This is a genomic window from Corallococcus caeni (assembly GCF_036245865.1).
In the GTDB taxonomy this organism is placed as follows: domain Bacteria; phylum Myxococcota; class Myxococcia; order Myxococcales; family Myxococcaceae; genus Corallococcus; species Corallococcus caeni.
The window spans coordinates 422,783-448,852 of record NZ_BTTW01000004.1 but is presented as its reverse complement, the minus strand read 5'-3'; the positions used below and the strand labels follow the sequence as shown (position 1 = coordinate 448,852).

Sequence of the window (26,070 nt, the reverse complement as noted above, 5' to 3'; positions counted from 1 at the left end):
GCAAAGACGGCCCCACGTGAAGAAGGCCCGGCACCTCACGAGGAGGTCCCGGGCCTTCGGGCACCGCACGGTGGCGGGGGACGTCAGTCCTTGACGGGCGTCGCCTTGAGGGCGGCCTTGCCCTCCTTCACGTAGACCTGGAAGCGCACCGTCTTGCACGCGTACTTCGTGACGAGCTGCTCCTTGTTCTTGCGCAGCTTCTGCACGAACTTGTCGTACGTCAGGCCATCCGCCTGCTCGCCGCAGCGCTCACGCGTGGTGACGAACTCGCGGAAGACGTCCTGGAAGTGCTGCTCCTCCGACAGGGCCACCGCCGCCGCGCTGTTGACGCCCGGCATGGGCAGCGGCACCGCCTGCGGCGCGTTGGAGCGCGGGGGCGGCATCGGGATGGCCTCCGACGTGGGCCGGGTGCTGGCCTGGAGCAGCTCGCGCGGGATCGCCGCCACGCGCGTCGTCTCCGGGGACTCCGGATCCGAGGTCTGCGCCGCCGCCAGCGCGAACGGATTGGCCGCCTGCTGGAGCGAGTACGCCGCCGTGGGCTGATCCTCGAAGGCGAACGCGCCGTGACGCGGCGCCGCCGGAGCGATGGGCTCCGGGGCCGGGTGCTCGAAGGGCATCGCTCCGCCCTGCGCGTACGCCGGAGGCGGCGTGAACGGCTCCGCGGCCGGCGGCGGGTAGGCCGCGGGCGCCGAGGGGAACGGGAACGACTCCACCCCGGCGAACGGATCCGCCATCGGCGCGGCGGCCTGCGCGGGCGGCATCCCGAACGGATCCGCCATCGGCGCGGCGGCCTGCGGAGGCGGCATCCCGAACGGATCCGCGGCCGGAGCCGGCGACCCCGGGAAGGGGAACGCATCCGGGCCGGAGAACGGATCCGCGGCCGGCGGCGCGGCCGAGGCGAACGGGTTGGACAGGGGCTCCGCGTGCGCGCTCGACCCGAACGGATTGGACGCGGGCTCCGCGTGCACGTTCGACCCGAACGGATCCGCCGCCTGCGCGGCCACCGGCGCCACGGCGGCCGGAGCCGGGGGCGAGGTGGTCACGGGCTGCGCGGCCGGCGCGGTCTGCGCGGCGAGCGCCGCGGACCAGCCCAGCGTGTCCGAGTTGCCCGACACGGCCTCCTCGTCGGAGGACTTCTTGCCCCCACCCATCAGCGCCGTCCAGACGAGGCTCAGCACGAACAGGCCCGCGAGCGCGAGCAGCGCGGTGCTCTGGTACGCGGCCAGCGGGGCCAGCGTCGCCGCCGTGCTCGCGAGGACCACGACTTCATACGGCGTGCCCGTCAGCGCCTGGCGGGAGCCCACGAACAGCGGCGCCTGGCCGCCCATCGCGTCGCCGCTGGTGAAGGCGGGCAGCTGCACCGGCCCCAGCGCCTGGAGCGAACCCGACTCCAGCACCGTGTCCTTCGCACCGGCCGGCAGGCGGGGCAGCGCGCCATCCAGCCGCGCCTTCTCCGCGCCCACTCCCCCCACCACCTTGTCGCCCTGCACGAGCCCCACCGCGGCCGCGCCGGACGCGTCCAGCGCGCCCTGCAGCGCGGCGTCGGCGGCGAGCGGCGCGCCCACCACCAGCGTCACCGCCGGAGCAGGAGTCCCGTCACCGCTCCACGCGAGCGGCACGGACGCGAACACGTGCGGCGCCCCGAAGGCGTCCACCACGGACGTGCCCGCCTTGGCGAGCGCCGCGACGTCCAGCGCCGCGGTGTCGGAGGAAGGCTCGGCGCCCGCGCGCGCATGGAAGCTCGCGTCGCCGGCGACGACCGCGACCACCGCGCCCTGGAGCTCCTTGGGCAGGCCGGCTTCCGCGGCGGTGCGCAGCGCGCCGAAGCGCTCGGCGGTGAGCGGCAGCAACCCGGCCGTCTCCTCCGCGTCACGGTTGGAGCCGCGGTCGCGCGGGGACTTCGCCGCGGGCGCGGGGGACAGCGCGTGCACGGCGGCGGCCACCTGGGGGCTGCCGGCCAGCTTCAGCGCCAGGGACTGGACTTCGGCGCGGCGTGCATCCACGCGACGCGCGACCTCGCCGGTGCCCGACGCGGCCTGGAGCGCCGCACCATCCACCGCGCGCGCACGCTGGGGCGCCGACAGCATCGGGAGGTGAGCGAGGCCCAGTCCGAGGACCAGGAGTGCGAACAGCAGGAACTTGAGGCGGACCATCGCCGTCCTTTAGCCCAAGGGTGAGGGGTCCGCTTATAGCGTCCACCGTTCGACCCCAGCAAGGAACTGGCCCGAAGGAACCCGGGGGCCGGATGCCTGGCTGGCATCCGGAATTCCCGGGCCCTTCGCTCTTTCCCACCGCGCTACAGCTTGATGCCTAGTAGTTCGTCGCGTCCGCGTTCAGGTCGAACGGCATGCCGCTGTTGCCCGCGCCCTGACGACGGCGCTCCACCGCGCGCTTGATGGCCTTCTCCAGCCGATCACGCGTTGCGTCGATGGCCTGGAACAACGTCTCGGACGTCTCCGTCACGTGCACTGCTTCCAATCCAGGCATGCGCACCGTCACCCGGCACTCCTTGTCCACGCCTCCCTTGGGCCCGTTGATGTCCACGAGCGCGATGTCGATTTCCGACGCCTCGTCCTCGGCGAACCTTTCGATGTGGGCCACCAGATGGGTGTCCACGTACTGCTTCAGGTTGTCGTTCAGCCCCAGATGCACTCCACGCAACAGCACCTTCATGGAATCACCTCCGGGCATAAACATGGGCAGTCCCCCGCCCGCCCGTGAGGGGCTGTCGCAAGCCTTCCCGCCTGCCCTCCCCCGAAGCAGCCGGCCGGACGTCACCGCGCCCGGGACGCGTTGGACGAATCCCCCGTGGCACCGGGTTGCTCTAGTCGCATGGATGGCGAGCGAATCAAGGTCCTGCTGGTGGAGGACGACGGGGACAGCCGGGAACTCCTCGCGGAGCTCCTGGAGGACGACTTCGAGGTCACCACCGCGTCCGACGGCGTGGCGGGACTGAAGGCGTTCGAGGCCACGCACCCCGACGTCGTGGTGACGGACGAATCCCTGCCCGGAATGAACGGCACGGAGCTGGCGCAGCAGGTGAAGGAGCGTGAACCCAATGCCCGTGTCGTCCTCGTGTCCGGCTACGCCCAGGTGGAGAACGCGGAGTACTGCGACGCCGTGCTGCGCAAGCCCATCGACGTGGAGCGCCTGAGCCGCATGGTGGGCGAGCTGGGAGACGCGGCACGACACTGACGGAAATTCGCGCGGGGGGCCGCCTGCCATCCGCGCGAGCCGTTCCTAACTTTCCAGCCATCGCCCAGGAGGGCTTCATGAGGTACTGCGCACGGTGTGGCTCGGAGTATCAGGACAGTGTCGTGGACTGCACGGATTGCCCCAACCACCCACCGCTCGTGTCGGCGGAGGAGATGCGCGAGCGCGGGCTGCCCCTGCCCCATGAGCTGGATCAACGCCGCTTCGTGAGGGCGGGCATCGCGGACGACCCCGTGACGGCCCAGGTCTTCGCGGACGTGCTGGAGGAGCACCGCATCCCGCTCATCGTGCGCCCCGGCCGCTCGGGCGTGGTGGACGAGCTGACCACGGGCAACCTGCTGCCCTGGTGGGAGCTGCTGGTGCCGGACACCGCCCAGGCACGCGCCGCCTTGCTGCTGGAGGAGGTGAAGGTCCAGTCGCTCGCCTCCGCGGACGAGGCCGGCCGCGCGGCGGAGGAAGAGGAACTGGAGGACGAGCAGTCGCGCCAGGCCTCGATGGACAGCGCGCCGCCGGCCCTCTAACGGCGCAGCGGCATCAGGGCGCGCCCACGTCCGCGCTGCCCCGGGCGGGCGCGGGCTGGGACGCGACCGTGGGGGGCGGACGCCGGGCCTCGAAGAGGCTCACGCCCGTCACCCTCCACTTGTCGTAGCGCGCGTTGCGGGCGAGGAACGTCTCCAGGTCCTCGTCCACCACGCGGTTGTAGCCGCCCTTGGACGCGTGGCGCAGGTACGTGCGCTTCTTCTTCTGCACCACGAAGCCCAGGTGCGTGATGCGCGTGGCCTTGAGCGGCAGGTCCTCTCGCATCACGACGAGGATGGTGCCGGACGCCACGCCGCGCGCGTGCTCCAGCACCTTCTCCAGCGGAATCATGTCCAGGGTGAAGGTGCCCACGGGCTGACGCTCGCGGGGCAGCTGGAGCGCCATGGAGGACTTCGACTGCCAGGTGCGCGCGGTGAGCGTCTTGGTGACGGTGACGGTGTCCTGCTTCGCGTACTTGCGCGTCACGTCCACCAGCAGGCCCTTCTTGATGTTGTTGGGCAGCCACTGCGCTTCCATCAGGTGGTTGCGGTCCTCGTAGCTGGGCGTGCTCGCGTAGCGGATCCGCTCCAGCAGCGCCGGCACCTCCGGCTCGCCGTGCGCCATGCCCAGCGCCAGCGTCTCCTCCACGAAGGTGAGGCAGTCCACCGCGTCCAGGCGGAAGGTGGGGTCCGGGTCCACGCCCTGGCCCTCGCCCAGGGGCGACAGGACGTAGGGCGTGTTGAGGAACTTCTCGCTCATGCCCAGCAGGCGCTCCGACAGCGGGGACTCGGCCCGGTCCGCGATGAGGGCCGCGCGCTGCTCAGGCGTGAGCGCGCTCCAGCCGTTCTCCCGCAGGGGCTGCGCCGCAGGGGCCGCCGCCGGATGCGCGGGCGCGGTGAGCGACGCGGGCACCGCGCGCGCGGGGGGCACGGCCGGCGCGGCGGCGGGAGCCTTCACCGGGGCCTGGGACAGCAGCGCGAGCGCGCACACTCCCCACAAGCTCACGGCGCCACCCCGGCCTTGCGCAGGATGGCCTTGCGCCGGTCGTCCGCGAGCTGGAGCGTCTCCAGCTCCTTCTCGTAGACGAGCTTCTCCTCGCCCTTGGCGTTCCACGACGCCAGCACCAGCCAGTCCAGAGACGCGGCATCGCCGCCCTGGTACAGCACGCGCGCGGCGGTGGCGGCCAGGGTGCGGTCCGCGTCCTTCAGGAGCGGCGACAGCACGGGGCTGGCCTTCTTGGCCGGCACGCCCTCGAAGAGCACCAGCCCCTGGCGGCGCACGAACTTGTCGCTGTTGCCCAGCAGCTTCTGCGCGAAGGCGAAGCCCTCCGGGGCGCCCAGCCGGCACAGGCCCCGGGCCGCGGCGAAGCGCGTGCTCTCCGAGTCGCTGTCCAGGTACTTCTTGAGCGCGACCTTCTGCTTCGCGTCACCGCAGGCGCCCGCGGCCTCCAGCAGCGCCGCGCGGACCTCCAGGTCCTGCTCGTCCTTCGCGGCGGCCATCAGCGGCTTGCCCATCTTCGGGTTCCTGGAAGCGCCCAGGGCCCGCGCGGCCTCGCGGCGCACGCCGCTGCTCTTGTCCTGGAGCAGCGGCAGCACGGCGCCGGTGTTGCGGCTGCCCAGCCGGGCCAGACCCTGCGCCGCGTACATCCGCACGGTGCTGTCGCCGTCCGACGCCAGCTTCACCAGCGTGGACTCGCCGGTGCGCGCGCCCAGCGACGCCAGGAGCGCCACGAGGTTGCGGCGGGTGCGCTCCTCGTAGGTGGTGCGCAAGAGCGGGCCAATCTCCTCGGCCGCGTAGGCCTCCTGGCGCAGGAAGCGCAGGCGCGACGTGGCGGTGGGGACGGGGGCGCCGTTGGCCACCTGGGCGAGGACGGTGTCCGCCTCCGCGCGGCTCTGGGCCTTCTTGGACGCGGCCCCCGGTCCGGCGAGGCCGGTCAGGGGCAACAGCAGCACGACGAGCAGGGCACGGACGGACGAAGGACGCACAGGGGCGGAACGATGGCAAGCACGGCCCCCGCCGTCAAAGTCCACCCCTCCGCCCGGCCCCCTGCTTCACGCCAACCGCCCGATTCTTGACCCCCCCGGAGGCGATTGATACGACCGGCGACCAGTCTCTCCGCTCTGTTGACCGAGGCCCCAGTGATGACGAAGCAGTCGCTCCTGTTGGCGTTCGCGGGCGTGCTGACCGCATGTGGCCCCGTGAAGTCCACGTCCAACATCCTCGACGCCGAGGTGCAGATCCAGGCCGCGCGCACCGCCGGGGCGGAGAAGGAAGCCCCCTACGAGTGGACGGCCGCCAACCTCTACCTGCAGAAGGCGCGGGAGGAGGTCGGCTATTCGGACTACCAGGCCGGCGTGGACTTCGCCGTGAAGGCCTCGCGCTTCGCCAACGAGGCGCGGGAGAAGGCCATGTCCGCGGCCAACAGCGGCGACTCCCAGGGCCGCCCCCAGAACCCGTGACGCCCGAGCGCTCCCCGATGAAGCGTCTGTCCCAGTCCGCGCTTTTCACCCTGCTGTTCACCTCCCTCGCCTGCGTCAGCGGCAACAAGATCCGCGCTGACACGGAGGTGCTCACCGCCGACGTGGAGCGCGCCCGCCGGGGCGGCGCCCTGCGCTGCGCCCCCGCGGAGCTGGCCGCCGCGGAGGCCAACCTCGACTTCGCCCGCGGAGAGCTCAGCCAGGGCAACAGCAGCCGCGCCGCCCAGCACGTGCGCAACGCCGACACCGCGGTGAAGCGCGCCCTGGAGCTGTCCAAGAACTGCGGCCCGCGCCAGGTGCTGGTGCGCGACCGCCCGGAGACGCCTCAGCAGCCGGAACAGCCCCAGCAGCCCACCCAGCCCCAGCAGCAGGTGGTGGTGAGCATCGAGGAGACGGACAGCGACGGCGACGGCGTGCTCGACAAGGACGACCCCTGCCCCGAGCAGGCCGAGGACGTGGACGGCTTCCAGGACCAGGACGGCTGCCCGGACAACGACAACGACAACGACGGCGTCCTCGACGCGGCGGACAAGTGCCCGCTCATCCCCGGCGTGGCGGAGAACAACGGCTGCCCGCCGGAGGCCCCCAAGGACCGCGACGGCGACGGCGTGCTCGACAACGTCGACAAGTGCCCGGATCAGCCGGAGGACAAGGACGGCTTCCAGGACGACGACGGCTGCCCGGAGATGGACAACGACCTGGACGGCATCGTGGACGGCACGGACAAGTGCCCCAACGAGGCGGGTCCGCTGCAGAACCTGGGCTGCCCCATCGTGGACAAGGACGGGGACGGCATCAACGACGACAAGGACAAGTGCCCGGACGAGCCCGAGGACAAGGACGGCTTCCAGGACGAGGACGGCTGCCCGGACCTGGACAACGACAGCGACGGCGTGCCGGACGCGCAGGACAAGTGCCCGGGTGAGACCGGTCCTCAGGAGAACGGCGGCTGCCCGGATCCGGACCGCGACGGCGACGGCGTGGTGGACCGCCTGGACGCGTGCCCTGACGACCCGGGCGTGAAGGAGGAGCGCGGGTGCGCCAAGCAGTACAAGATGGTCATCGTCAAGAAGGACCGGATTGAGATCAAGAAGCAGATCCTCTTCGGCACCGGCTCCGCGAAGATCATCGGCAAGCAGAGCACCACCATCCTGGACGAGGTGGCGCAGGCGCTGAAGGACGCGCCGTGGATCCGCAAGATGCGCATCGAGGGCCACACGGACTCGATGGGCAACGACACGGCGAACCTGAAGCTGTCCCAGAAGCGCGCGGACGCGGTGATGGCGCAGCTGCTCAAGCGCGGCATCGACCCGGGCCGCATGGAGGCCGTGGGCTTCGGTGAGACCAAGCCCGTGGCGCCGAACAACACCAAGGCGGGCCGCGCGCTCAACCGCCGCACGGAGTTCAACGTCATCCGGCAGTGACGTGACGCCCCACCCCGCTTCCGTCACGACGGAAGCGGGACCCGCGGTCCCTTCGCGCCTCCCGGGCCTCGAGCCCTGGGAGGCGCGGTCGTTTCAGGGGGTGGCTCAGCCGTCCTTGAGCAGTTCGTGCAGCACTTCGGTGGCGTAGGCGCCACGCGGCAGCTCGAACGTGAGCAGCGCGTCCTCGCCGTCCACCGTGAGGTCCGGAGCGCCCAGGCGCACGCGGTACGGACGGCGCGTGCCCTCCGTCTCGTCCCCGCCGCGCTGGAAGTCGCTCAGCGTGACGCCCGCTTCAACGAGCAGCCGCGCTTCCGCCTCCGCCACCTCGCCCTTCGAGGCGGTCATCTTCGGGCCGAACATCGGGCCCGCCGGGCTCACCTCGAACGCGGCGACACGGGGGCCGTCCACGTCCGGCGCCTCGCAGACGAAGAGGCCGCCCGTCTCCTCCTTGCGCAGCACGTCGCCCAGGAGCGCCGTGGCGAAGGTGCCCGCGGTGAGTCGCGCGGCCAGCGCCTGGTTGAAGAGGCGCGACTGGAAGGCGGACAGGTACAGCTTGCGCTGGAAGCGGTCCGGCCGCTTCGGCAGCCGCTGTCCCAGGAGCAGCATCCGGCCCAGGTCCGCGTTGTCGCCGGCCCGTCCGAAGCGCTGCTCCCCGAAGTAGTTGGGCACGCCTTGCGCGGACAGCCGGGAGAAGGACTCCCGCGCCGCGCCCAGGTCCTGCACGCCGCGCAGCCGCAGCCGGAAGCGGTTCCCGCGCAGGTGGCCGGTGCGCAGCTTGTTGCCGTGCCGCTTCACCTCCAGCACGCGGACCCCGTCGAGCGCGAACTCCGGCACGCGGGCTTCCGCGTTCGCGGGCACGGACAGCCACTGCCGCGTCACGGCCTGCCGGTCCTTCATCCCCGCCGAGCCGATGTCGTCCTCGCGCACGCCCAGCGCGGTCGCCAGCGCGCGCACCACCTCGCGCGTGTCCCGGCCACGCTTCTCCACCCAGAGGTACAGGTGCGTGCCCTCGCCGGACGGCAGGTACGCGGGCAGCTCCTCCACCTCGAAGTCCTCGGGCGTGAGCTTGAACGCGCCACCACACCCGGGCACGCCCGCGGTCAGCCTCGGGAAGCCGGTGTCCGTCACGGTGCCTCGAGCGTGGCCAGGAGTTCCTTCACCCGGCGGGCCAGGTCTTCGTCCGCGCGCGACTCCAAGAGCTCCCCCGCCTGGAACAGCAGGAAGAACATCACGTCGCTCAGCGCCTGGCGGAACGAGGCCAGCGGCTCACTGCCCAGGTGGGCGCGGTGCTTGTCGAAGGCCTCCATCAACCGGCCTTCCGGAAGGCTGCCATCCGCCGCGAACGCCAGCCCCTCCAGCACCGGCGACGACGACAGCGCCTGGTTGGCCAGCGCCGCGTTGGCCGCCGCGATGAACTCGCGGTCCATGCCGGAGCGGGCCACCTCGTCGCGGATCTCCCGGAAGATGAAGTTGAAGACGCGCGCCACCGGGCGGGCATCCACCGGAGCCACCGTACGCACCGGAGGACGCACGCGCGGCGTGGCCGCCTTCTCCGGCGCCACGGCGGCGGCCGGAGCCCCCACCGGCTTGTCCGTCAGCCCGGCGAAGCCACCCTCCAGCAGGCGGAAGACGACCTTGGTGACGTCGAACTCGGACAGCCGCGCCGCGTGCCCCAGCTCCAGCACCGTGCGCCGACCGTCCAGCATCGCCAGCACGCGGTCCTCGTCCTCCTCCAGCTTGCCGTCGGACGGACGCTTGCGCGCCACGTACATGCGGCCGTGGGGGATGCGCTTCCGGAAGTGCGCCATCTCGTCGATCTTCCGGATGCTGTCCATCAGCAGGCTCTGCGTGGACAGCTGGAGGGAGTGGCCCGTCTTCTCGTCCAGCGGCTGGTCGATGAGGAAGAACGCCCCCTCGCGGCACAGCACGATGGCGTGGAAGATCTCACTCACCTGGTGGGTGACGCACTTGAACAGGTCGTGCGCCTGCAGCACGCCCTTCTCCACCAGCGCCCGGCCCAGCTTCGAGTGCGACTGCTCGCGCAGCACCGCCTCCACCTGCGCGCGGTCCGCGTAGCCCAGCCGCACCAGCACCTCGCCCAGCCGGTCCGCGGGCTCCTCGGAGGTGGCGCCGCGCACCTCGCCCTCGCGCAGCGTGAGGGAGCGCTCGCCGCCCGGCGTGTGCACGCGGATGACGCCGCTCCAGCGAGACTGGCTGAGGAACGCGATGAGGTCGGACAGCGGGAAGCCGCCCGCGTCCCCCGCCAACACCACGCGCGGCGTGGGGATGGAGCCCCCTTCCGGCGGCGTGCGGGAGAACACGAGCAGGTCGGGCGCGGTGGGCATCAGCGCGTACGTCCCCGACCGTCCCGCGAGCGCGGGGATGCCGGACCGGTCCTCGGGGACCAGCCGCGTGGCGCCATCGATGCGGAAGCGTTGGCTCATCGAAGGGTCAGTCAGCGGCCCACGCGTTGTTGTTCGCGCGCCACTCCACCTCGTCCTCCATGCTGTGCTCGAGCTGACCTTCCTGGAAGCCCAGCTCGTAGGCACGTCCGTTGAAGAACACGGACGGGGTGCTGTTGATGGAGGCCATGCGCCCCTGCGCCTGGAAGCCGTCGATCTCGTCCTTGTACTGGTCCGTCTTCAGCACGGCGGCCAGCTTGTCCCCGTCCAGGCCCACCGACTTCGCCAGCGCGGGCAGCGCCTCCGGCTTGAGGTTCTCCTGCTGGCCGAAGAGGGCGTCGTGCATCTGCCAGAACTTGCCCTGGTCGCGCGCCCACAGCACCGCCTGCGCGGCGGGGATGGCGTTGGCGTGCATGGAGAGCGGGAACGGCAGGTAGCAGAAGCGCACCTCGCTGGGGTGCTTCTTCGCGAAGCCCTCCAGGATGGGCCGGGCCTTGCCGCAGAAGGGGCACTCGAAGTCGGAGAACTCCGTCACCGTCACGGGCGCGTTCGCGTCGCCCTGGCACATGCGCGGATCCACCTTGAGCTGCACGCGCGGCTCGCGGAAGGACGCGTAGTACTTCGACAGCGTGACGATGACCTCGCTCGCGGGGCCGCCCTCCGCCACCAGCCGCGCGGACAGCCGCGCCATCCGCTTCGCGTGCTTGCAGGGCGTGTGCTGCTTGAGGCACGCGCCCAGCGAGTGGGGGCAGCCGCAGTAGCAGAACTCGTCGCTGAACACCGTGGCCAGCTCGCGCTTCGCCGCCGGGGGCAGCGCGGAGAAGTCCATGCCGGGGATGCCCGTCAGCGCCTGGGCCGGATCCGACGACGCGGCCTCCGCGGCGGGGGGCGCGGCTGGAGCAGCGGCCGGGGCCGGGCTGGCGGCCGGCGGCGGGGCCTTGGCGGTGGCCGGGACTTCCGCGCTCTTGGTGCAGCCAGCGCCCATCAGGGTCGCCGCGGCCAGCACGGGAGCAACACGCATCCATCGAGGGAAGAGCACGGCTCCGGGGTTTAGCCATGCGCGCAGGGCTTGTAAAGCAAGGCGGCCTTTGGCAGGGAGGCCCTCGCCCATGCCCAGAGTCCTGCTGCTTCACACCGGAGGCACGCTCGGAATGGCCGGTGGCCGGCCCTCCGCCCTGCGTCCCGCTGCCTTCTTCAAGACGCTCCGCAAGCGAGCCCCGGAGCTGTTCCAGCTGGCCGACATCGAGCTCGAGCTGTTCTCCAACCTGGACAGCTCGGAGATGCAGCCGGAGCTCTGGAGCCGGATGGCCGCCCACCTCCACCGTCGACTGCAGGACTTCGACGGGGCGGTGGTGACCCACGGAACGGACACGCTCGCCTTCACGGCCAGTGCACTGTCCTTCATGTTGCGAAACCCGCCCTGCCCCGTGGTGCTGACGGGCTCGCAGCGTCCGCTGGGGGAGATCCGCTCCGACGCGCGGCTGAACCTCATCGACGCGGTGCTCTCCGCGCTCCAGGGGCCGCGCGAGGTGACCATCTGCTTCGACTCGCACCTGTACCGGGGCAACCGCACGCGCAAGGTGAAGGTGGCCGAGTACGACGCATTCGAAAGCCCCAACTTCCCCGTGCTGGGCACGCTGGGCGTGGACGCCACCTTCGAGAAGGGCCTCGTGTCGCGAGGCCCCTTCCGGCTCCACGAGAAGCTGGATCCGCGCGTCTTCCTCCTCAAGGTGTACCCGGGGCTGGACCCCGCCCTGCCCCTGCAGCTCCTGCCGCACGTGAAGGGGCTGGTGGTGGAGGCGTACGGCGCGGGCAACGTGCCCATCGCGCCGGAGCTGGGCCGCTCGCTGCTGCCGCTCTTCGTCCAGGCCCGGGAGCGGGGAATCCCGGTGTTGGTGGTGAGCCAGGCGTACCGCAACGGGGTGGACCTCACGCTCTATGAGTCCGGGGCCCAGTTGCTGGCGGAGGGGGCGGTCGGCGGTGCGGACATGACCCCGTCGGCGGCGCTGGTGAAGCTGATGCAGGGGCTGGCGGAGCACCCCCGGGGGGGCGAGGCCCTCTCGCGCTTCCTCCGGACGCCCGTGGCGGGCGAGCTGTCCGTCGGGCGGCCGACAGTTCCTCCACCGGAGAAAAAGAGGCGCCGGCCGGCGCGGGTGGGGCGGGTCGGCTGACACCGGGTGCGTGAAAGGAGCGTGGGTGTGCTTGCCGCCGTGAAAAGGCGGCCCGTAAGAAGGGAGGTGCGATGTCCGAGGAGAAAACTTCCGTCCATTCCATTTCGGACCTGCTGGGCAGCGCCCAGCAGCAGAGCGCGTATCTGATCGTCATCAGCGCCAAGTCCGCCGCCGGCATCGGGCGGATGTTCAAGCTGGACCGCTTGGAGGTGGTGCTGGGCCGCAGCTCGGAGGCCCAGTTCCAGGTGGAGGACGACGGCATCTCCCGCAAGCACGCGAAGGTCGTCGCCATTGGAGACGGCCGCTTCCAGCTCGTGGACCTGGGCAGCACCAACGGCACGTACCTGAACGGCCTGAAGGTGAGCGCGGCGCCGCTGTACGACGGCGACAAGATCCAGATCGGGTCCAACACGGTGCTGAAGTTCAGCATCCAGGACGCGCTGGAGGAGCAGTACCAGCGCAGCATCTACGAGTCCGCCACGCGCGACGGCCTCACCCGCGTCTACAACAAGAAGTACTTCATGGAGACGGTGCGCAAGGAGTTCGCGTACTGCCTGCGCCACCGCGTGCCGCTGTCGCTGGTGCTCTTCGACGTGGATCACTTCAAGCGCATCAACGACGTGTACGGCCACCCGGCCGGCGACTTCGTGCTGACGCGCATCGCGCAGCGGGTGGCGGACACGGTGCGCACCGAGGACCTGCTCGCGCGCTACGGCGGCGAGGAGTTCGCGCTGATGCTGCGCGAGTCCGCGGAGGACGCGGCCCTGGCGTGCGCGGAGCGCTGCCGCGTGGCGGTGGACCGCGCGGACTTCATCTTCAGCGGCACGCCCATCAAGGTGACCATCAGCCTGGGCGTGGCGACGCTGCTGGACTCGGACTTCTCCCAGCCGGAGGACCTCATCTCCGCCGCGGACAAGTACCTCTACCGGGCCAAGCACGCGGGCCGTAACCGCGTGGACGCCAAGGCCGTCAGCGGCCCCTGAGCGTCGGCACCGAGGCTCGGCAAGGCTCGGCGACGCTTGGATGGAGGCCTGATCCCCGGGCCTCCCGCCGTCTCCGCGTCCCCCAGCCGTCAGCGCCCGAAGCCCAACCGGCGCAGCCCCTCCTCCGACACGTGCTTCACGTGCGTGTCCGCGTCGTGCGCCGCCGCCTCGCTCAGCGCCGCCACGGCGTGCGGCCCCCCCAGCGCGGACAGCGACCTCGCCGCCGCGACGCGCACGTCCGCCACCGGGTCCCCGCGCAGGCGCTCCGCCAGGACGCGCACGTGCCCAGCGCGGCCCACGAACTCCAGCGCCCGCGCCGCCGCCGCGCGCACCACCGGGTGCTCCGACTCCAGCAGGCCCGCCGCCTCGTCCCCTCGCGACGGCTGCCGGTAGGCGGACAGCACGTCCAGCGCGGCCACCACCACCTCCGGCGCTCCGTCCTCCAGCGCCTTCGCCGCCAGCGACATCGCGTCGCCGTTCCGGGGCAGCGCCCCCAGCGCGCGCACGGCCCCCGCGCGCACCGGCGCCACGGGCGACGCAAGGAAGGGCGCCAGCCGCCGCGTGGGGGGCGGGCCTTCCGCGCAGTCCCCCAGGAGCGCAACCGCCTCCCCCTGTATCTCCGGCGTCCGGGCGTCGCGCCCCTCGGCCACGTCCCGCAGGAAGGCGAAGCACCCCTTCTCGCGCGCCATCGCGCCCAGCCAGGGCCGGGCGGCCTCCGCCGTCTCCGCGTCCTTCACGCCCTGGACCGCCGCGTCCCGCAGGGGCTTCCCGGCCGACTCCGCCAGGCCGCGCGCCGCCAGCTCGCGGATCCGCGCGTCCTCGTCACCCAGCATCCCCTCCAGCTCCCGCTTCGCCAGCGGACCGTACCGGCGCAGGGTGGCCACCGCCGTACGCCGGCGCTGCACGTCACCGGACGCAAGCTCCGGCCGCAGCGCGTCCAGCTCCCGCGAGTACACGGCGAAGAGCCGGTTGATGACGGCCTCGTCCGGGGGCTTCGCCTCCGTCAGGAGCAGCCGGCCCACGGACGCGCGCTGCCGCTCGGCGACGGCGGAGAGGAGCTCCGCCATCACCGCGTCCCCCGCGACGGGCCGCGACGCCACCGCGTCCAGCACCACGCGCGTCGCCGAGCGCCCCTGGAAGGTGGCCAGGTGCAGGAGCGCGGGCAGCCGCACGGACGGCTCCTGCGAGAACATCTCCAGCGACAGCGACTGGCGGACGGCCTCCCGCTTCGCCCACACCCGGGCGGCGGCGGAGGGCCCTCGCGCCCCCGCCTCCCTCAGGAAGTCCGCCGTGGAGCGGCCGGTGTCGGCGGCGGCACGGACGGCGGTGAGGCAGGCCCCCAGGTCCGCGTCCGGCGGGGTGTCCATGATCCAGTCCGCCAGGGCCCGCCGCTCCGTCAGGCCCCGGCTCCGGGCCCCGGCCCGCACCGCGGCCCAGCGCACCCGCCAGCTGCCGTCCGTGAGCGCCGACTCCAGGGCCCGCTGCGCCTCTACCCCGCCCGTCCCCAGGGACGCCACCCAGCTGTCCACCCGGCCCCCGGTGACGCAGGCCCCGCAGGTCCGCGCGCGCAGCGACGGGTCGGCGACGTGGCGGCGGCAGGCGGCCCAGCACTCGGAAGCGACCGTGCCGGCCCGGGAGGGGCTGGCCGCCAGCAGGAGCACCAGGAGGAGGAGACGGGACACGCGCCGGACACTCTAGCCCACCCGGGCCCATCCTTTCCGTGCGGGTCTCCTTGCCTTTTGCGGTCCGCTGCGCCATACCCCCCGACCCTCTGAAGATTTCCAGATTGCATCCAGCTAGGCGGAAGGAGGTGACTGCATGCCCGGTATTCGAGTGAAGGAAGGTGAGTCCATCGAAAGCGCTCTCAAGCGCTTCAAGAAGGCCACCGAGAAGGCCGGAATCCTTTCCGAGATCCGCAAGCGCGAGCACTACGAGAAGCCTTCCGTGAAGCGGAAGAAGAAGGCCCTCGCCGCCAAGAAGCGCGCTGTGAAGAAGGCCCGCAAGTCGTACTAGCGGTCCCGCAGTGAGGAGCCGGGGCGCCTTCAAGCAGTCAGGTGCCCTGGTTCCCGCCGTCCCATCCGCTGGCGCGGCGACCCTTTTCCCCGCCCGTGAGGAATCCCGACATGACCACCCTGAAAGAGCGCCTGACCGCGGACCTGAAGGACGCGATGAAGGCCAAGGACGAGCTGACCCTGAGCGTGGTGCGCATGCTCAAGAGCGCCGTGAAGTACAAGGAGGTCGAGCCGGGCGCCAGCGAGCTGGACGACGCGGGCGTGCTCCAGGTCATCGCCGGCCTCATCAAGCAGCGCCGCGACTCCATCGAGCAGTTCAAGGCCGGTGGTCGCCCGGAGCTGGCGGACAAGGAAGAGCAGGAGATCTCCGTCCTGCAGCGCTACCTGCCCAAGCAGCTCACCCCCGAGGAGCTCACCGCTGCCGTCCAGGCCTCCATCGCCGAGGTCGGCGCCAAGGGCCCCAAGGACATGGGCGCGGTCATGAAGAACGTGAACCCCAAGCTCCAGGGCAAGGCCGAGGGCAAGGCCATCTCCGAAGAAGTGAAGGCCCAGCTGTCCAAGCTGTCCTGAAGCACCGTGGTTTCCCCGGGAAGGGGCGCCGGGAACGTCTCCCAGGTGCCCTTCCCAGCCCGGGCTCGAGCGGATTTTTTGATCCCTCGCCCGCTGGCCATTAAGCGCTGATCCCAAGGCCGTCCGCCCGTCCCCCACCCCGGGAGGCGAGCAGCCGGCCTTCAGGAGTGCGCGCCGTGTCCCAGCCCCCGTCTGTCTCCGCGCCCCGTCCGCGTCCGTTGGCCCTACCTGCCTGGGAGGGCGGGCGGGGAAGCGGCGGTGCGGGCCGCGTCAGACCGGGGCGTCAGGATTGCGGGCGGAAGGCCGCGCTCATGCGGATGGATGGAGGGGCGTCGTGATTCCGGAGCACAAGATCCAGGAGGTCCTCGACCGCGTGGACATCGTGTCGCTGGTGTCCCGTCACGTGGAGCTGAAGAAGGCCGGGCGCGAGTTCAAGGGCCGCTGCCCCTTCCACCAGGAGAAGACGCCTTCGTTCTACGTCGTCCCGGAGAAGCGCTTCTATTTCTGCCATGGCTGCCGGGCGAGCGGCGACGCCGTGTCCTTCATCCAGCGCTACCTGGGCAAGACGTTCCAGGACGCGGTGCGCGACCTGGCCCAGGAGGTGGGCATCGACCTGGAGGCCGCGCAGGACCCGGGCCTCAAGGAGCGTCAGCAGGTCAAGGAGGCCACGGACTTCGCCGCGGAGCACTTCCGCGGCCTGCTCTGGCACGAGGACGAAGGCCGCGCCGCCCGGGCCTACCTGGCCAGCCGCGGCGTGTCCGAAGAGGTGGCCCAGGGCTTCGGCCTGGGGTGGGCGCCCGCGCAGTGGAGCCTCTTGGCGGACCGCTTCCAGAAGAACGGGATGCTGGAGTGGGGCCTCAAGGCGGGCCTCATCACGAAGCGCAACAGCGGCGACGGCTGCATCGACTTCTTCCGCAGCCGCCTGATGGTGCCCATCCGCGCGCCGGAGGGGCGGCCCATCGCCTTCGGCGGCCGGCTGGTCGCGGCGGAGGACGGGCCCAAGTACCTCAACTCGCGCGAGTCCCGGCTCTACAACAAGAGCGAGACGCTCTTCGGCATGGACCAGGCGCGCGATGAGATCCACAAGCGCAAGACGGCCGTGCTCGTGGAGGGCTACTTCGACTGCATCGGCCTGCATCAGGTGGGCGTGCGCCACGCGGTAGCCCTGTGCTCCACCAACCTCACCGCCGGCCACCTCCAGGTGCTCAAGCGCGCGGAGGCCCGCGACCTGGTGCTCCTGCTGGACGGAGACTCCGCGGGCCTGGCCGCCGTGGAACGCCTGGCCGGTCCCCTGCTCGCCGCGGGCGCCCCCACCCGGGTGGCGCTCCTGCCGCAGGGAGATGACCCGGACGTGTTCGCCCGCCGCGAGGGCACCGACGGCGTGGAGCGCCTGTTGGAGGGCGCCCAGCCCCTCACCGCCTACCTCTTCGCCACCCTGCTGCCTTCAGGCAGGCAGGCGAGCTTCGAGGAGAAGATGGCCGCGCTGGAGCGGCTCAGGCCCGTCACCTCCCAGGTGCCTCCGGGCCTGACGCGGTCGACGCTCATCAGCGCGCTGGCCGGGCACTTCGGCTGGATGCCGGCGCAGATTGAGTCGTCGCTCCAGTACAAGCCGCCCCCCACGCCCAAACCCGCCGTCGCGCCCCAGGCGCACGTCGTCCCCGCCCAGGCCGCGCCGCGCCCCGTGCCCAAGCCCCAGGCGGAGCGCCCCCCGCCGGAGGCCGAGGCGCTCTATGTGGCCGCAATCCTTCGGGATTCCCGGCTGCTCGCCCGGGACAGCTTCCGCGTGTGTGATGAGCTGTCGCACATGGGGTTGCGGATGGTGCTGGCGCAGACCACGTCCGGGCAGGGGCTGGAGGAGGCGCTCTTCGAGGCGTCGGAGGTCGTCAAGCGGACGCTCCTGGAGGCCGGCCGCCGGCTCTCGGCGGGGGGAATGGAACTCGAAGCGGAGTTCATCCTCACGTGCCGCGACATCATGAAGAAGCGCATTGACGAGCGGCTCGTTTATATAAAGCGGGCGACGGAACAGACGCAGGGGGCTTTTGATTTGACAGAGGAGACGCGGTTGCTCCTCTCCGAGCGCAAGGAGCTGCTGGCGCTCCGCAAGCGCGTCCTGGATGAGCTGACCCCCGCTTCCTCGGCAACGGGAACAAAGGGACCAATGCAACCGGTTTGAGTTCGCGTTTGTAAGAAAGCTCGACTTTGCGGTAGATCGGCCGGCTCGCCCAGGCCAAAGCACCTGATTTTCTTAAGGAGAAGTACCCGAATGCCGACGCAGAAGCCCCCCAAGGCATCCGTGAAGCCCACCAAGAAGAAGGTGGATCCGGTGATCCGCAAGAAGAAGGCCCCGGACAGCCCTGCGGCGAAGGTCACGAAGGCAGCGGAGCCTGAGGAGAAGGAGCTGCTGGCGAAGGACGCCCCCGCCGAGGCGCCCGAGAAGATCAAGAAGAAGAAGGGCGTCGCCGCCATGGCCGACGACGTGGACCCCGAGGAGGCCGCGGAGGAAGCCGCCGCCGCCGTCCAGGTGGACCCGGACGCCGTGGAAGACGACGTGGAGGAGGATCCCGTCGCCGAGCGCAAGGAGGTCAAGGACCTGCTGGCCGCGGGCCGCGAGAAGGGCTTCCTCACCTATGACGAGGTGAACGACGCCCTCCCCGCCGACATCGTGTCGTCCGATCAGATCGACGACGTGATGAGCATGTTCGGCGACAACGACATCGAGATCGTGGACGCGCAGAAGGCCGCGCAGTCCAACGAGATCAAGCCCACCGTCGCCGTCGAGGAAGAGAAGGAAGACCAGGACGAGGACGAGAAGGACGAGGACGACGAGCCGGGTGGCAAGTCCAATGACCCCGTCCGCCTCTACCTGCGCAAGATGGGCAGCGTCAGCCTCCTCACCCGCGAGGGCGAGGTGGAGATCGCCAAGCGCATCGAGGAGGGTGAGAAGGAGGTCCTGCGCGCCCTGCTCGCCTGCCGCGTCGCGGTGGCGGACATCCTGGACATCAGCAACCGCCTGAAGACGGGCAAGCTGCGCGTGCGCGACGTCATCAAGGACGCGCCCGAAGAGGCCCAGTCGGAGAACGCGGAAGAGCCCGCCGAGGAAGCAGCCGAGGGCGAGGCCCCCGCGCAGCTGGCGCAGAGCGAGCTCAACAAGATCGAGCAGATCTCCAAGCAGATCGAGCGCTTCCGCAAGTTCGCCAAGGACTGCGAGGTCCTGGAGGAGGAGCTCTCCGGGAAGAAGAAGCTCACGGAAGTCCGCAAGAAGGAGCTCAAGCAGGAGGTGAAGGACCTCCGGACCAAGATGATGGAGGTCCTGGAGGAGATGCGGCTGAACAAGAAGCAGGTGGACCGCATCGTCGTGAACCTCAAGGGCCTCATCGAGCGCGTGGAGAAGGCGGAGGAGGAGCTCGGGGACCTGGAGCGTCGCTACCAGGTCAACATGAAGGACCTGCGCCCGCAGCTCAAGGAGTCGCGCGAGAACCCGAACATCGCCAAGAAGCTCCAGAAGCAGCTCAACTTCACGCCCGAGCAGCTGGAGGTCCTGGACCGCGACGTGCGCACGGCGGTGCGGAAGATCAAGCGCGTGGAGGAGGAAGCCAACCTCCCCGTGGACGCCCTGCGCCGCAACTACGACGCCATCCGCCTGGGTGAGAAGCGCGCCGAGCGCGCCAAGAGCGAGCTGGTGGAGGCGAACCTGCGCCTCGTGGTCTCCATCGCGAAGAAGTACACGAACCGCGGCCTGCAGTTCCTGGACCTCATCCAGGAGGGCAACATCGGCCTGATGAAGGCGGTGGACAAGTTCGAGTACAAGCGCGGCTACAAGTTCTCGACGTACGCCACCTGGTGGATCCGTCAGGCCATCACCCGCGCCATCGCGGATCAGGCCCGCACCATCCGCATCCCGGTGCACATGATCGAGACCATCAACAAGCTCATCCGCACGAGCCGCTACCTCGTGCAGGAAATTGGCCGCGAGCCGACGCCGGAGGAGATCGCGGAGAAGATGGAGCTGCCGCTCGACAAGGTGCGCAAGGTCCTGAAGATCGCCAAGGAGCCCATCTCCCTGGAGACGCCCATCGGCGAGGAAGAGGACAGCCACCTGGGCGACTTCATCGAGGACAAGAGCCTGGTGTCGCCCGCGGACGCGGTCATCAACATGAACCTGGCCGAGCAGACCCGGAAGGTGCTGGCCACGCTCACGCCGCGCGAGGAGAAGGTCCTGCGCATGCGCTTCGGCATTGGCGAGAAGAGCGACCACACGCTGGAAGAGGTGGGCCAGGACTTCGAGGTGACGCGCGAGCGCATCCGCCAGATTGAAGCCAAGGCGCTGCGCAAGCTGCGTCACCCCAGCCGCTCCAAGCGCCTGCGCTCCTTCGTGGAGAGCTGAGCCCCGGAGTCCGCTGACCGTTGAGCCCTGAAGGCCTCCGTTCCCTCAAGTGGACCGGGGGCCTTCGTCGTTTCGCCCGTCCCGAGTGAGGTGCGCCGTGGCCGCGAAGAAGCCCGTTGAGAAGCCCCTGCCCTTCTCCGACAACGTGATGAAGCAGGTGCGCTCCATTCCCCGCGGGGAGGTGCGCTCGTACGCGCAGGTGGCCATCTACGCGGGGAGGCCGGGCGCGGCGCGCGGCGTGGGGCGGGAGTTGAAGCACCTGCCGGGGCAGGCCACGCAGGTGCCCTGGTGGCGGGTCATCCGTTCGGACGGGACGCTGGCGCCCCTGGTGGCGCACGAGCAGGCGAAGCGCCTGCGCGCGGAGGGCGTCACGGTGAACGAGAAGGGCCAGGTGTTCCGCGTGGTGAAGAAGGACGGCAAGGCCTGACACGCGGCGGCGCTTGCCAGGCGCGCGCGGGCGGAGAGATAGTCCGCCTCGCGTCTGGCGTCAGAGACATGAGGGCCCTTAGCTCAGCGGTTAGAGCTGTCGGCTCATAACCGATTGGTCCCTGGTTCGAATCCAGGAGGGCCCACTCCCCTCAATCCCTTGCAGCGCCTCTAAAATCATCTCCGAGGCACCGGGGCGAAAATCCGCCTCCGCCGAGTTCCGCACCACCGGCGTACCATGCGGGCCGCCCACGGCCAACGGGAGCACCGCTGCAAGGGGCGCCTCGGCGGTCCGGAAGCTGAGCTGCTCCAGGCCCGCGCGCATGTCCTCGACGTCGAGATGGCCGTAGACTGAGAGCCCCCCACTTCCGTGGACCCCTCACAATGCGGTGGAGGCCCTAGAAATGAGCGGCGAGTTCCCCGAAGATATCGTCCTGTTCTCCTGGGGTTCCCACCGATTGCCTCTGGTCATGTGGGCACTCGGGGGAATGAGGGCCCAAGAGACTCCCATGAAGCGCGCGTGCAAGGGGCGCAAGGGCACAAACAAGACGGCGCGCGGAACCGCGTCAGAGTCCTCCGAGGTCTCCAAGGATGGAAGCCTGCGGGAATCCGCGCCGTCCGCTTCTGAGTCCGCTGACCCGGAGCATCAGAACGGGTGACGCTGACGCGGGACCAATGCGTGTGGATGATCCATTGGTCTCTGCTTCAGGAGCCTAGAAAGCTCCGGGAGCAATGGGTGGATGCCCTGGGATGCGGTTCCCCAGATTCCGCCGGTTTCCCTCAGGCTCAAGGGACGCGCGTCCCGGTGCCCGGCCGAGTCAGCATCTTCGCCCGCAGTTCCTCGATGGTGAGCGTGATCCCGCGCCTTCTGTGAACCATGCAGTGGCAGTTCGCGCAGAGGGGCCTGAGATCCTTCGTGGGGTCCGTGGCGCGCTCTCCGTCAGCGATGGGCAGGAGGTGATGGACCTCGATGAAGCCCGCTCCCCATTCGCCATAGGTATCACCGAAGGAGAACCCGCAGACCACGCAGCGCGCCCCGTGCAACCTGATGGCAGTGGCTCGAAGCGAAGGGTCCCGCTCCGCTACATTCGAGAGGCGGACACGCACTCTGCCCTCGGTGCGAGAGAGGACCGTCACAGGCTCATACCAATCGGGTGCGCCCGGCACCATTGCGCCCGCGCTGCCCCTCGATAGGAACTCCTCGATCTGTTCGAGAGGGACGTTCAGCCCCGAGAAGAACAGTCGAATCTGCCGAATTCCGTTGCTCCTTTGTGCGCGCGAGATGTGCTTCCTCACCTTGTTGGCATCGGCAGTCCGCAGGTCCATTGGGGGCACATCAAGCACCCGATGCTCGCGGCCGGTTTCCAAGTGCACCTCATCAAGCCGAGCCCCCCCGGAACCCAAACGACCGATGAGAACCTCCAACCCAACGTGGTAGTCCGGATTGCGCGCGCCGGGCAGGTCGGATTTCCCACCCCGGCTGTAGAACAGGGTCGTTGTTTTCCCGTCGCGCAACTGGAAGTTGAAAGTTGCTTTGAGTGGCGTGCCGTCGTCTTCAAAGACTTGGGCACGGGAAGCAGACGCGGAGCTTTGGCTCATGCGCGCAGATTACCCAGACCGGCACCGCGCGGCGTCCCCCGGTAGGAGGAAGGACCAGCGACAGGGGCATCGGCGGGGGACAGATGCTGGAGGCTCCAATACGTCCTGCGGTTGTCCCGTGGAGCGTGGCACCCGTTGCCGCCCAGAGGCACTGGAGGCCCCACCTTCATCCCCACTTCAGGCTGTTTCCACCCAGTTTAAGAAGCCTGTGCAGGTGCCATCAGGGCTTCACTGACTTTTGCCCAAACTCGCCAGTTTTTGCGAGGAGCGCAGGAAGAAGAGAAGATACGGGTCGACGATCGTCAACGTCTCGACGCTCGCATTCTCGTCCCACTCGATGATGCGTTGGGCTGGGTAAGCATTAAGAGCGATCGCGCTGATCTGCTTACATGCCTCGGCGTAGCTGCTACCAACCGGGGTTGTCCCACCCGCACAGACATTCTCGATGCGCTTGCTGATCTCGGCCCACGGAAAATCCATCCGAGGAGGATCGTCAGCGAGCGCCAGCAGCACGGCCCTGTAGACGTCGCCTTTCGAGCCGTCCTTGAATATGAACTCCTTCCTCTCGGTGCCGCGCGTCTTCGGCCCTTGATGCATTTGACCAACGAGGGAACTGTAGTCGCACACTGTCGAGGTGGCCTGGAGAATACGGCGCTTCAAACTAGTGTTGAGTGTCAGAGACTCCTGCTTCGCCTGCTCCTCCTCAGTACCGGTGATGAAGCAGGTTTGGAGGCAAAGCGACTGCATGATCTGCGGTGACCCGCACGCCTCGGTAGCGAAGAACGTCGCGTCGGCATCGGTGATCGTCACGTTCAGTTTCTTAAAGCCGACGCGCGCGATTTCAGCTAGCTGGTCCGGCCCCCAGAAAGCAGTGTCAATGTTTGCCGTGCGTCCCCTCAACTCCGGATTTGACCGGACAACGTCATCAGCGCGGTGCGGAACTGACGCAACACAGATCCGCACGCCACGTTCGGCCGCTGCCTTGATCTGCTGGGCAGCTGCGACCTGCACTCCTCGATCCATGTAGTGAAAGTCATCGACAAAGATGACGAACGCACTGGCAGCAATTTCCTTCTCAACTTGCGCCAGTCCCCGGCGCTGTAACGTCGCAGCGGTCGTCTCCGCCTTAGCCTTGGCGTATTGGTACCCGGCCTCACCTGACGCCTCAGTTAGGAACGGAACCCCTGCCTTGCCGCCGCCTCTGACCGAGGCTTGATGCGTCGAGGTTGAACCCGCCTGTGCGACCTCGCTGTGTGGAACCTCCATCCAGTCGAGGACGAGATTCCAGAGGTCATCCGGCTCCTTGATCATCGCTCCAGAGATCTGGATCAGGTTGTCCTTGCCCACGACCTTCTCTACGAGCACGGTTTTCCCAGACTTGGAGGGCCCCGAGAGAGATACCACCTGCTTCGGAGTTGCGAGCGCTCGCCGCAGTTGCCCTTCGAGATCCTCCCCTGCGCGCTGGATGTACGTATGAACAGGGAAGTCGTTGGGCGTGAAGACGTCAGTTGCTTTCAGAGGCATTGCTTACCTCTCCCCACGGAAGGCCAATAAGGGGAGGGAGCATAGGACAGATTGAGGCCCTGTTGAGGAGAGTTGGTGCGGCGCGGTGGAGGGCGATGATGCCGGGGGCGAGCAGGCCGTACGCATAGACGGTGCGGCCCTCTTGGGTAACGAGCCCACGCCCAGCCGCCGTCCCAGCAGGTGGCCCTGGTACTTGCGCGGTTTGGTGGCTACGGCTGGCAGCGCGTGGCTTGCGACAGGGACGGTGCTCGGAAGGTTCCGGTTCCCGCTATAGGGGGGTGGGAACCGGGAACCACCGGCCCGAGCATCAGCGGCGTCCCCCGGGCGAGGAGCGCCTCCAGCGACGCGGCCGAGATGCGGATAGAGCCCCCAACCCACACCCGCTCCAGCGCCCCGCGTTCTAGGAGCGCGTAGACGGTGGCCCGGCACACTACCAGAGCCTCCGCTACCTCGCGCACCGTGAGCATCGGCGGGGCCCCGGCCGCACCACGTTCCGCACCACCGGCGCACCACGGCGAGTCGAAACCGTGGAAGCGGTGCCAACCGGCGCCCCCCCGCGCCCTGGAGAGTCTCAATCCTTTACGCAGGTTGCGAGGCGCTGACAGGGCCTGCGAACCCCTGCCAACCCGCCCCCCGGCTCCTCTACCGTCGCGGCAAAGGCGGGGCTCTCCTACCCTGGCCCTGGCTTCGCCCCGGCTTGAGGGAACGAGCAACGGCACCTGGTCCACGGCCTGCTCGTGCTTCGTCTGCCGCCGGGCCAGCAACCCGTTGAGGAGGGGGACCAAGAGCTGGCTCACCGCGAGCACGATGAGGGCGGTCTCGATCGAGGGGGGCATGCAGAGCGAAAAGGGGCGGCGTTACCCGGAAGCCAGGGACGGGTAGAGTCCCGGGCATGAACCCGAACGACACCACCGCCAAAGCACGAATGGGGTCCGAGTGGATCGAGAACAGTGCTGCCACCGGAGAGGGCACCGCCGGCCGGACCATCTGGAAGGTGGTTGCCTGCACCGGGGCCACTGTCGACATTCCGGAAAAGGACAGAATCCTCACCGTCAAGCTTATGGCTGACGGCTGCAGACCCCGGGTCGTCACGGTGCGTGACTTGATGGCCAAGTACACGCCCTTCAAAGATAAGGACGACGCAGAGAGCTGACCTCGGCGGTGCAGGCGCAGGGCGTAGTCAGCGCCCGCCTCGCCGGGAGGTCCGCGCCGTTGGGGGCGTCAGGGTGCACTCGAAGCGGCCCGGGCGGCCATCCTCGAGGACGCACGTCACCCAACCCAACCTTCAAGCGGGCCGCCGTCGATGACGTCGAGGCAGCCGTTGATGAGGCCGAGCGCGCCCACCGTACAGGAGTCGTCAGCCTCACGCGTGACCTGGACTAAGGGCAGGGCGAGAGGGGCGGCGTTCGCCGAAATACAGGGACGGGTAGAGTTCGGGGCATGAGCTCACTCAACGCAGCCACGCAGGTGTACGTCGGGTCCCGATGGGTCGAGAATTCCGCTCCCGCGGGCGGTCCCTGGACGGTGACGGACGTCGACTTCAAGGGCGTCGATGTGCCCGGCAAGGGAAAAGTCCACCACCTCACGCTCGCGCGCGGACCGGACGAGTTCCGCCGGATCACCACGGCCACCCTGATGGCCAGCTACACGCAGGCGACAGAAGACGCGAAGGCGTGACGCGGCGCCGAACCCCCTTGCCAACGGCAATGCTAATAGGAAGGAGCCAATAGGAAGGATGAGGGCACTGTTGCGGGGAGCGGCGATGCGGCCATCCTCCGCTCGTGACAAACGCTCCAGTGCCAGCGCACCCCGTGCTCCGTAGCGGCATCGCCGCTCCAACCGGAGAATCAGCGCCGCCCTCGGGCAAGGAGCGCCTCCAGCGACGCGGCCGAGATGCGGATAGAGCCCCCAACCCACACCCGCTCCAGTTCCCCGCGTTCAAGGAGCGCGTAGACGGTGGCCCGGCAAACGGCCAACTCCTCCGCCACCTCGCGAACCGTGAGCATCGGCGAGGCCACCGGCCGCACCATGTTCCGCACCACCGGCGCACCACGGCGAGTCGAAACCGTGGAAACGGTGCCAACCGGCGCCGCCCCCGTGCCCTGGGAAGCCTCAGTCCTTTCCGCAGGTTGCGGGCCAGTGCCAGGGCCTGCGAGCCCCTGCCAACCGGCCCCACCCTGGCTCATAACCGATTGGTCCCTGGTTCGAATCCAGGAGGGCCCACTCCCCTCAATCCCTTGCAGCGCCTCGGAAATCTCTCCGGAGGCGTCTGCGCGTGGAGCCGGCTCCGTCAATGTCTGACTGGGTAATACCAGACCTCGCCCAGCGCTGAGTCTTTCCGGAAGACAATGAATTACACGCTTTGA

At 69.5% G+C, this 26,070-nt stretch carries 25 protein-coding genes and 1 tRNA gene; 14 read left to right on the top strand and 12 right to left on the bottom strand.

Translation table 11 applies throughout. From position 1 onward, the window contains the following. Positions 1–83: 83 nt before the first annotated feature. Both AABA78_RS20060 and hpf read right to left on the bottom strand, forming a co-directional pair. The gene (locus AABA78_RS20060; RefSeq protein WP_338264744.1) at positions 84–2,153 is read right to left on the bottom strand and encodes an MXAN_5187 family protein; all 2,070 of its coding nucleotides are present in this window, start codon (positions 2,151–2,153) and stop codon (positions 84–86) included. Positions 2,154–2,310: 157 nt separating this feature from the next. After that, positions 2,311–2,673 (bottom strand): ribosome hibernation-promoting factor, HPF/YfiA family, encoded by a 363-nt coding sequence (hpf, locus tag AABA78_RS20055; protein ID WP_171417679.1) that lies wholly within the window; start codon positions 2,671–2,673, stop codon positions 2,311–2,313. Between the two features lie 159 nt (positions 2,674–2,832). Here hpf and AABA78_RS20050 point away from each other — a divergent pair, with 159 nt between their 5' ends. Further along, a complete protein-coding gene (locus AABA78_RS20050; protein WP_120527307.1) occupies positions 2,833–3,195 on the top strand; it encodes a response regulator in 363 nt (120 codons plus the stop codon). A gap of 77 nt (positions 3,196–3,272) precedes the next feature. Further along, the gene (locus AABA78_RS20045; protein ID WP_338264743.1) at positions 3,273–3,734 is read left to right on the top strand and encodes a putative signal transducing protein; all 462 of its coding nucleotides are present in this window, start codon (positions 3,273–3,275) and stop codon (positions 3,732–3,734) included. Between the two features lie 13 nt (positions 3,735–3,747). Here the strand turns inward: AABA78_RS20045 and AABA78_RS20040 are convergent, their stop codons facing one another. Both AABA78_RS20040 and AABA78_RS20035 read right to left on the bottom strand, forming a co-directional pair. Then, a complete protein-coding gene (locus AABA78_RS20040; RefSeq protein WP_338264742.1) occupies positions 3,748–4,737 on the bottom strand; it encodes an N-acetylmuramoyl-L-alanine amidase-like domain-containing protein in 990 nt (329 codons plus the stop codon). Beyond that, a complete protein-coding gene (locus AABA78_RS20035; protein ID WP_338264741.1) occupies positions 4,734–5,717 on the bottom strand; it encodes a HEAT repeat domain-containing protein in 984 nt (327 codons plus the stop codon). The genes AABA78_RS20040 and AABA78_RS20035 overlap by 4 nt, the downstream gene beginning before the upstream one ends. A 156-nt stretch (positions 5,718–5,873) precedes the next feature. On the opposite strand from AABA78_RS20035, the gene AABA78_RS20030 reads away from it, so the two are divergent. Together AABA78_RS20030 and AABA78_RS20025 are read left to right on the top strand one after the other, a co-directional pair. Further along, positions 5,874–6,191 carry a DUF4398 domain-containing protein gene (locus AABA78_RS20030; protein ID WP_043321207.1) on the top strand — a complete coding sequence of 106 codons (318 nt, stop codon included), beginning with the start codon at positions 5,874–5,876 and terminating at the stop codon, positions 6,189–6,191. A 17-nt stretch (positions 6,192–6,208) separates the two neighbouring features. Then, positions 6,209–7,633 carry an OmpA family protein gene (locus AABA78_RS20025; RefSeq protein ID WP_338264737.1) on the top strand — a complete coding sequence of 475 codons (1,425 nt, stop codon included), beginning with the start codon at positions 6,209–6,211 and terminating at the stop codon, positions 7,631–7,633. 105 nt (positions 7,634–7,738) lie between these two features. Here the strand turns inward: AABA78_RS20025 and truD are convergent, their stop codons facing one another. From truD to AABA78_RS20010, 3 genes are read right to left on the bottom strand one after another with little or no spacing between them, the layout of a single operon-like run. After that, positions 7,739–8,761 (bottom strand): tRNA pseudouridine(13) synthase TruD, encoded by a 1,023-nt coding sequence (gene truD / locus AABA78_RS20020; RefSeq protein WP_338264735.1) that lies wholly within the window; start codon positions 8,759–8,761, stop codon positions 7,739–7,741. Further along, on the bottom strand, positions 8,758–10,077 hold the full coding sequence (locus tag AABA78_RS20015; protein WP_338264733.1) for a DUF4388 domain-containing protein: 1,320 nt from the start codon (positions 10,075–10,077) through the stop codon (positions 8,758–8,760). The genes truD and AABA78_RS20015 overlap by 4 nt, the downstream gene beginning before the upstream one ends. 7 nt (positions 10,078–10,084) lie before the next feature. Next, positions 10,085–11,056, bottom strand: coding sequence for a DsbA family protein (locus AABA78_RS20010; RefSeq protein WP_338264731.1), 972 nt, complete (start codon positions 11,054–11,056; stop codon positions 10,085–10,087). An 88-nt stretch (positions 11,057–11,144) separates the two neighbouring features. Between AABA78_RS20010 and AABA78_RS20005 the strand changes: the two genes are divergently transcribed. Both AABA78_RS20005 and AABA78_RS20000 read left to right on the top strand, forming a co-directional pair. Then, entirely contained in the window at positions 11,145–12,206 is a 1,062-nt protein-coding gene (locus tag AABA78_RS20005; protein ID WP_338264730.1) for an asparaginase, read from the top strand. A 71-nt stretch (positions 12,207–12,277) separates the two neighbouring features. After that, on the top strand, positions 12,278–13,189 hold the full coding sequence (locus AABA78_RS20000; protein ID WP_120580762.1) for a GGDEF domain-containing protein: 912 nt from the start codon (positions 12,278–12,280) through the stop codon (positions 13,187–13,189). An 89-nt stretch (positions 13,190–13,278) separates the two neighbouring features. On the opposite strand, the gene AABA78_RS19995 is transcribed toward AABA78_RS20000, so the two are convergent. Continuing rightward, positions 13,279–14,871 carry a HEAT repeat domain-containing protein gene (locus tag AABA78_RS19995; RefSeq protein WP_338264729.1) on the bottom strand — a complete coding sequence of 531 codons (1,593 nt, stop codon included), beginning with the start codon at positions 14,869–14,871 and terminating at the stop codon, positions 13,279–13,281. 136 nt (positions 14,872–15,007) lie between these two features. Here AABA78_RS19995 and rpsU point away from each other — a divergent pair, with 136 nt between their 5' ends. The 6 genes from rpsU (at position 15,008) to AABA78_RS19965 (ending at position 20,727) form a co-directional block, all read left to right on the top strand. Beyond that, complete coding sequence (rpsU, locus tag AABA78_RS19990) at positions 15,008–15,202, top strand: 30S ribosomal protein S21 (protein WP_014395136.1); 195 nt, start codon at positions 15,008–15,010, stop codon at positions 15,200–15,202. Positions 15,203–15,312: 110 nt separating this feature from the next. Next, complete coding sequence (locus AABA78_RS19985) at positions 15,313–15,771, top strand: GatB/YqeY domain-containing protein (RefSeq protein WP_338264727.1); 459 nt, start codon at positions 15,313–15,315, stop codon at positions 15,769–15,771. A gap of 334 nt (positions 15,772–16,105) precedes the next feature. Then, positions 16,106–17,944 carry a DNA primase gene (dnaG, locus tag AABA78_RS19980; RefSeq protein ID WP_338264726.1) on the top strand — a complete coding sequence of 613 codons (1,839 nt, stop codon included), beginning with the start codon at positions 16,106–16,108 and terminating at the stop codon, positions 17,942–17,944. Positions 17,945–18,034: 90 nt separating this feature from the next. Then, positions 18,035–20,155, top strand: a complete 2,121-nt coding sequence (gene rpoD, locus AABA78_RS19975) for an RNA polymerase sigma factor RpoD (RefSeq protein WP_120525789.1) — start codon at positions 18,035–18,037, stop codon at positions 20,153–20,155. Positions 20,156–20,252: 97 nt separating this feature from the next. Beyond that, positions 20,253–20,582, top strand: a complete 330-nt coding sequence (locus AABA78_RS19970; RefSeq protein ID WP_338264725.1) for an MGMT family protein — start codon at positions 20,253–20,255, stop codon at positions 20,580–20,582. Positions 20,583–20,654: 72 nt separating this feature from the next. Continuing rightward, positions 20,655–20,727 (top strand) — tRNA-Ile (locus AABA78_RS19965). 640 nt (positions 20,728–21,367) lie between these two features. On the opposite strand, the gene AABA78_RS19960 is transcribed toward AABA78_RS19965, so the two are convergent. The 3 genes from AABA78_RS19960 to AABA78_RS19950 form a co-directional block, all read right to left on the bottom strand. Beyond that, positions 21,368–22,180, bottom strand: coding sequence for an HNH endonuclease (locus tag AABA78_RS19960; protein ID WP_338264723.1), 813 nt, complete (start codon positions 22,178–22,180; stop codon positions 21,368–21,370). Positions 22,181–22,408: 228 nt separating this feature from the next. After that, positions 22,409–23,704 carry a hypothetical protein gene (locus tag AABA78_RS19955; RefSeq protein WP_338264722.1) on the bottom strand — a complete coding sequence of 432 codons (1,296 nt, stop codon included), beginning with the start codon at positions 23,702–23,704 and terminating at the stop codon, positions 22,409–22,411. A 209-nt stretch (positions 23,705–23,913) separates the two neighbouring features. Next, positions 23,914–24,171, bottom strand: a complete 258-nt coding sequence (locus AABA78_RS19950) for a helix-turn-helix domain-containing protein (RefSeq protein WP_338264721.1) — start codon at positions 24,169–24,171, stop codon at positions 23,914–23,916. A gap of 425 nt (positions 24,172–24,596) precedes the next feature. Between AABA78_RS19950 and AABA78_RS19945 the strand changes: the two genes are divergently transcribed. Together AABA78_RS19945 and AABA78_RS19940 are read left to right on the top strand one after the other, a co-directional pair. After that, entirely contained in the window at positions 24,597–24,857 is a 261-nt protein-coding gene (locus tag AABA78_RS19945; protein ID WP_338264720.1) for a hypothetical protein, read from the top strand. A gap of 287 nt (positions 24,858–25,144) precedes the next feature. Further along, complete coding sequence (locus AABA78_RS19940) at positions 25,145–25,381, top strand: hypothetical protein (protein WP_338264719.1); 237 nt, start codon at positions 25,145–25,147, stop codon at positions 25,379–25,381. Between the two features lie 170 nt (positions 25,382–25,551). Here the strand turns inward: AABA78_RS19940 and AABA78_RS19935 are convergent, their stop codons facing one another. Continuing rightward, complete coding sequence (locus AABA78_RS19935) at positions 25,552–25,710, bottom strand: helix-turn-helix domain-containing protein (protein ID WP_338265133.1); 159 nt, start codon at positions 25,708–25,710, stop codon at positions 25,552–25,554. Positions 25,711–26,070 lie beyond the last annotated feature (360 nt).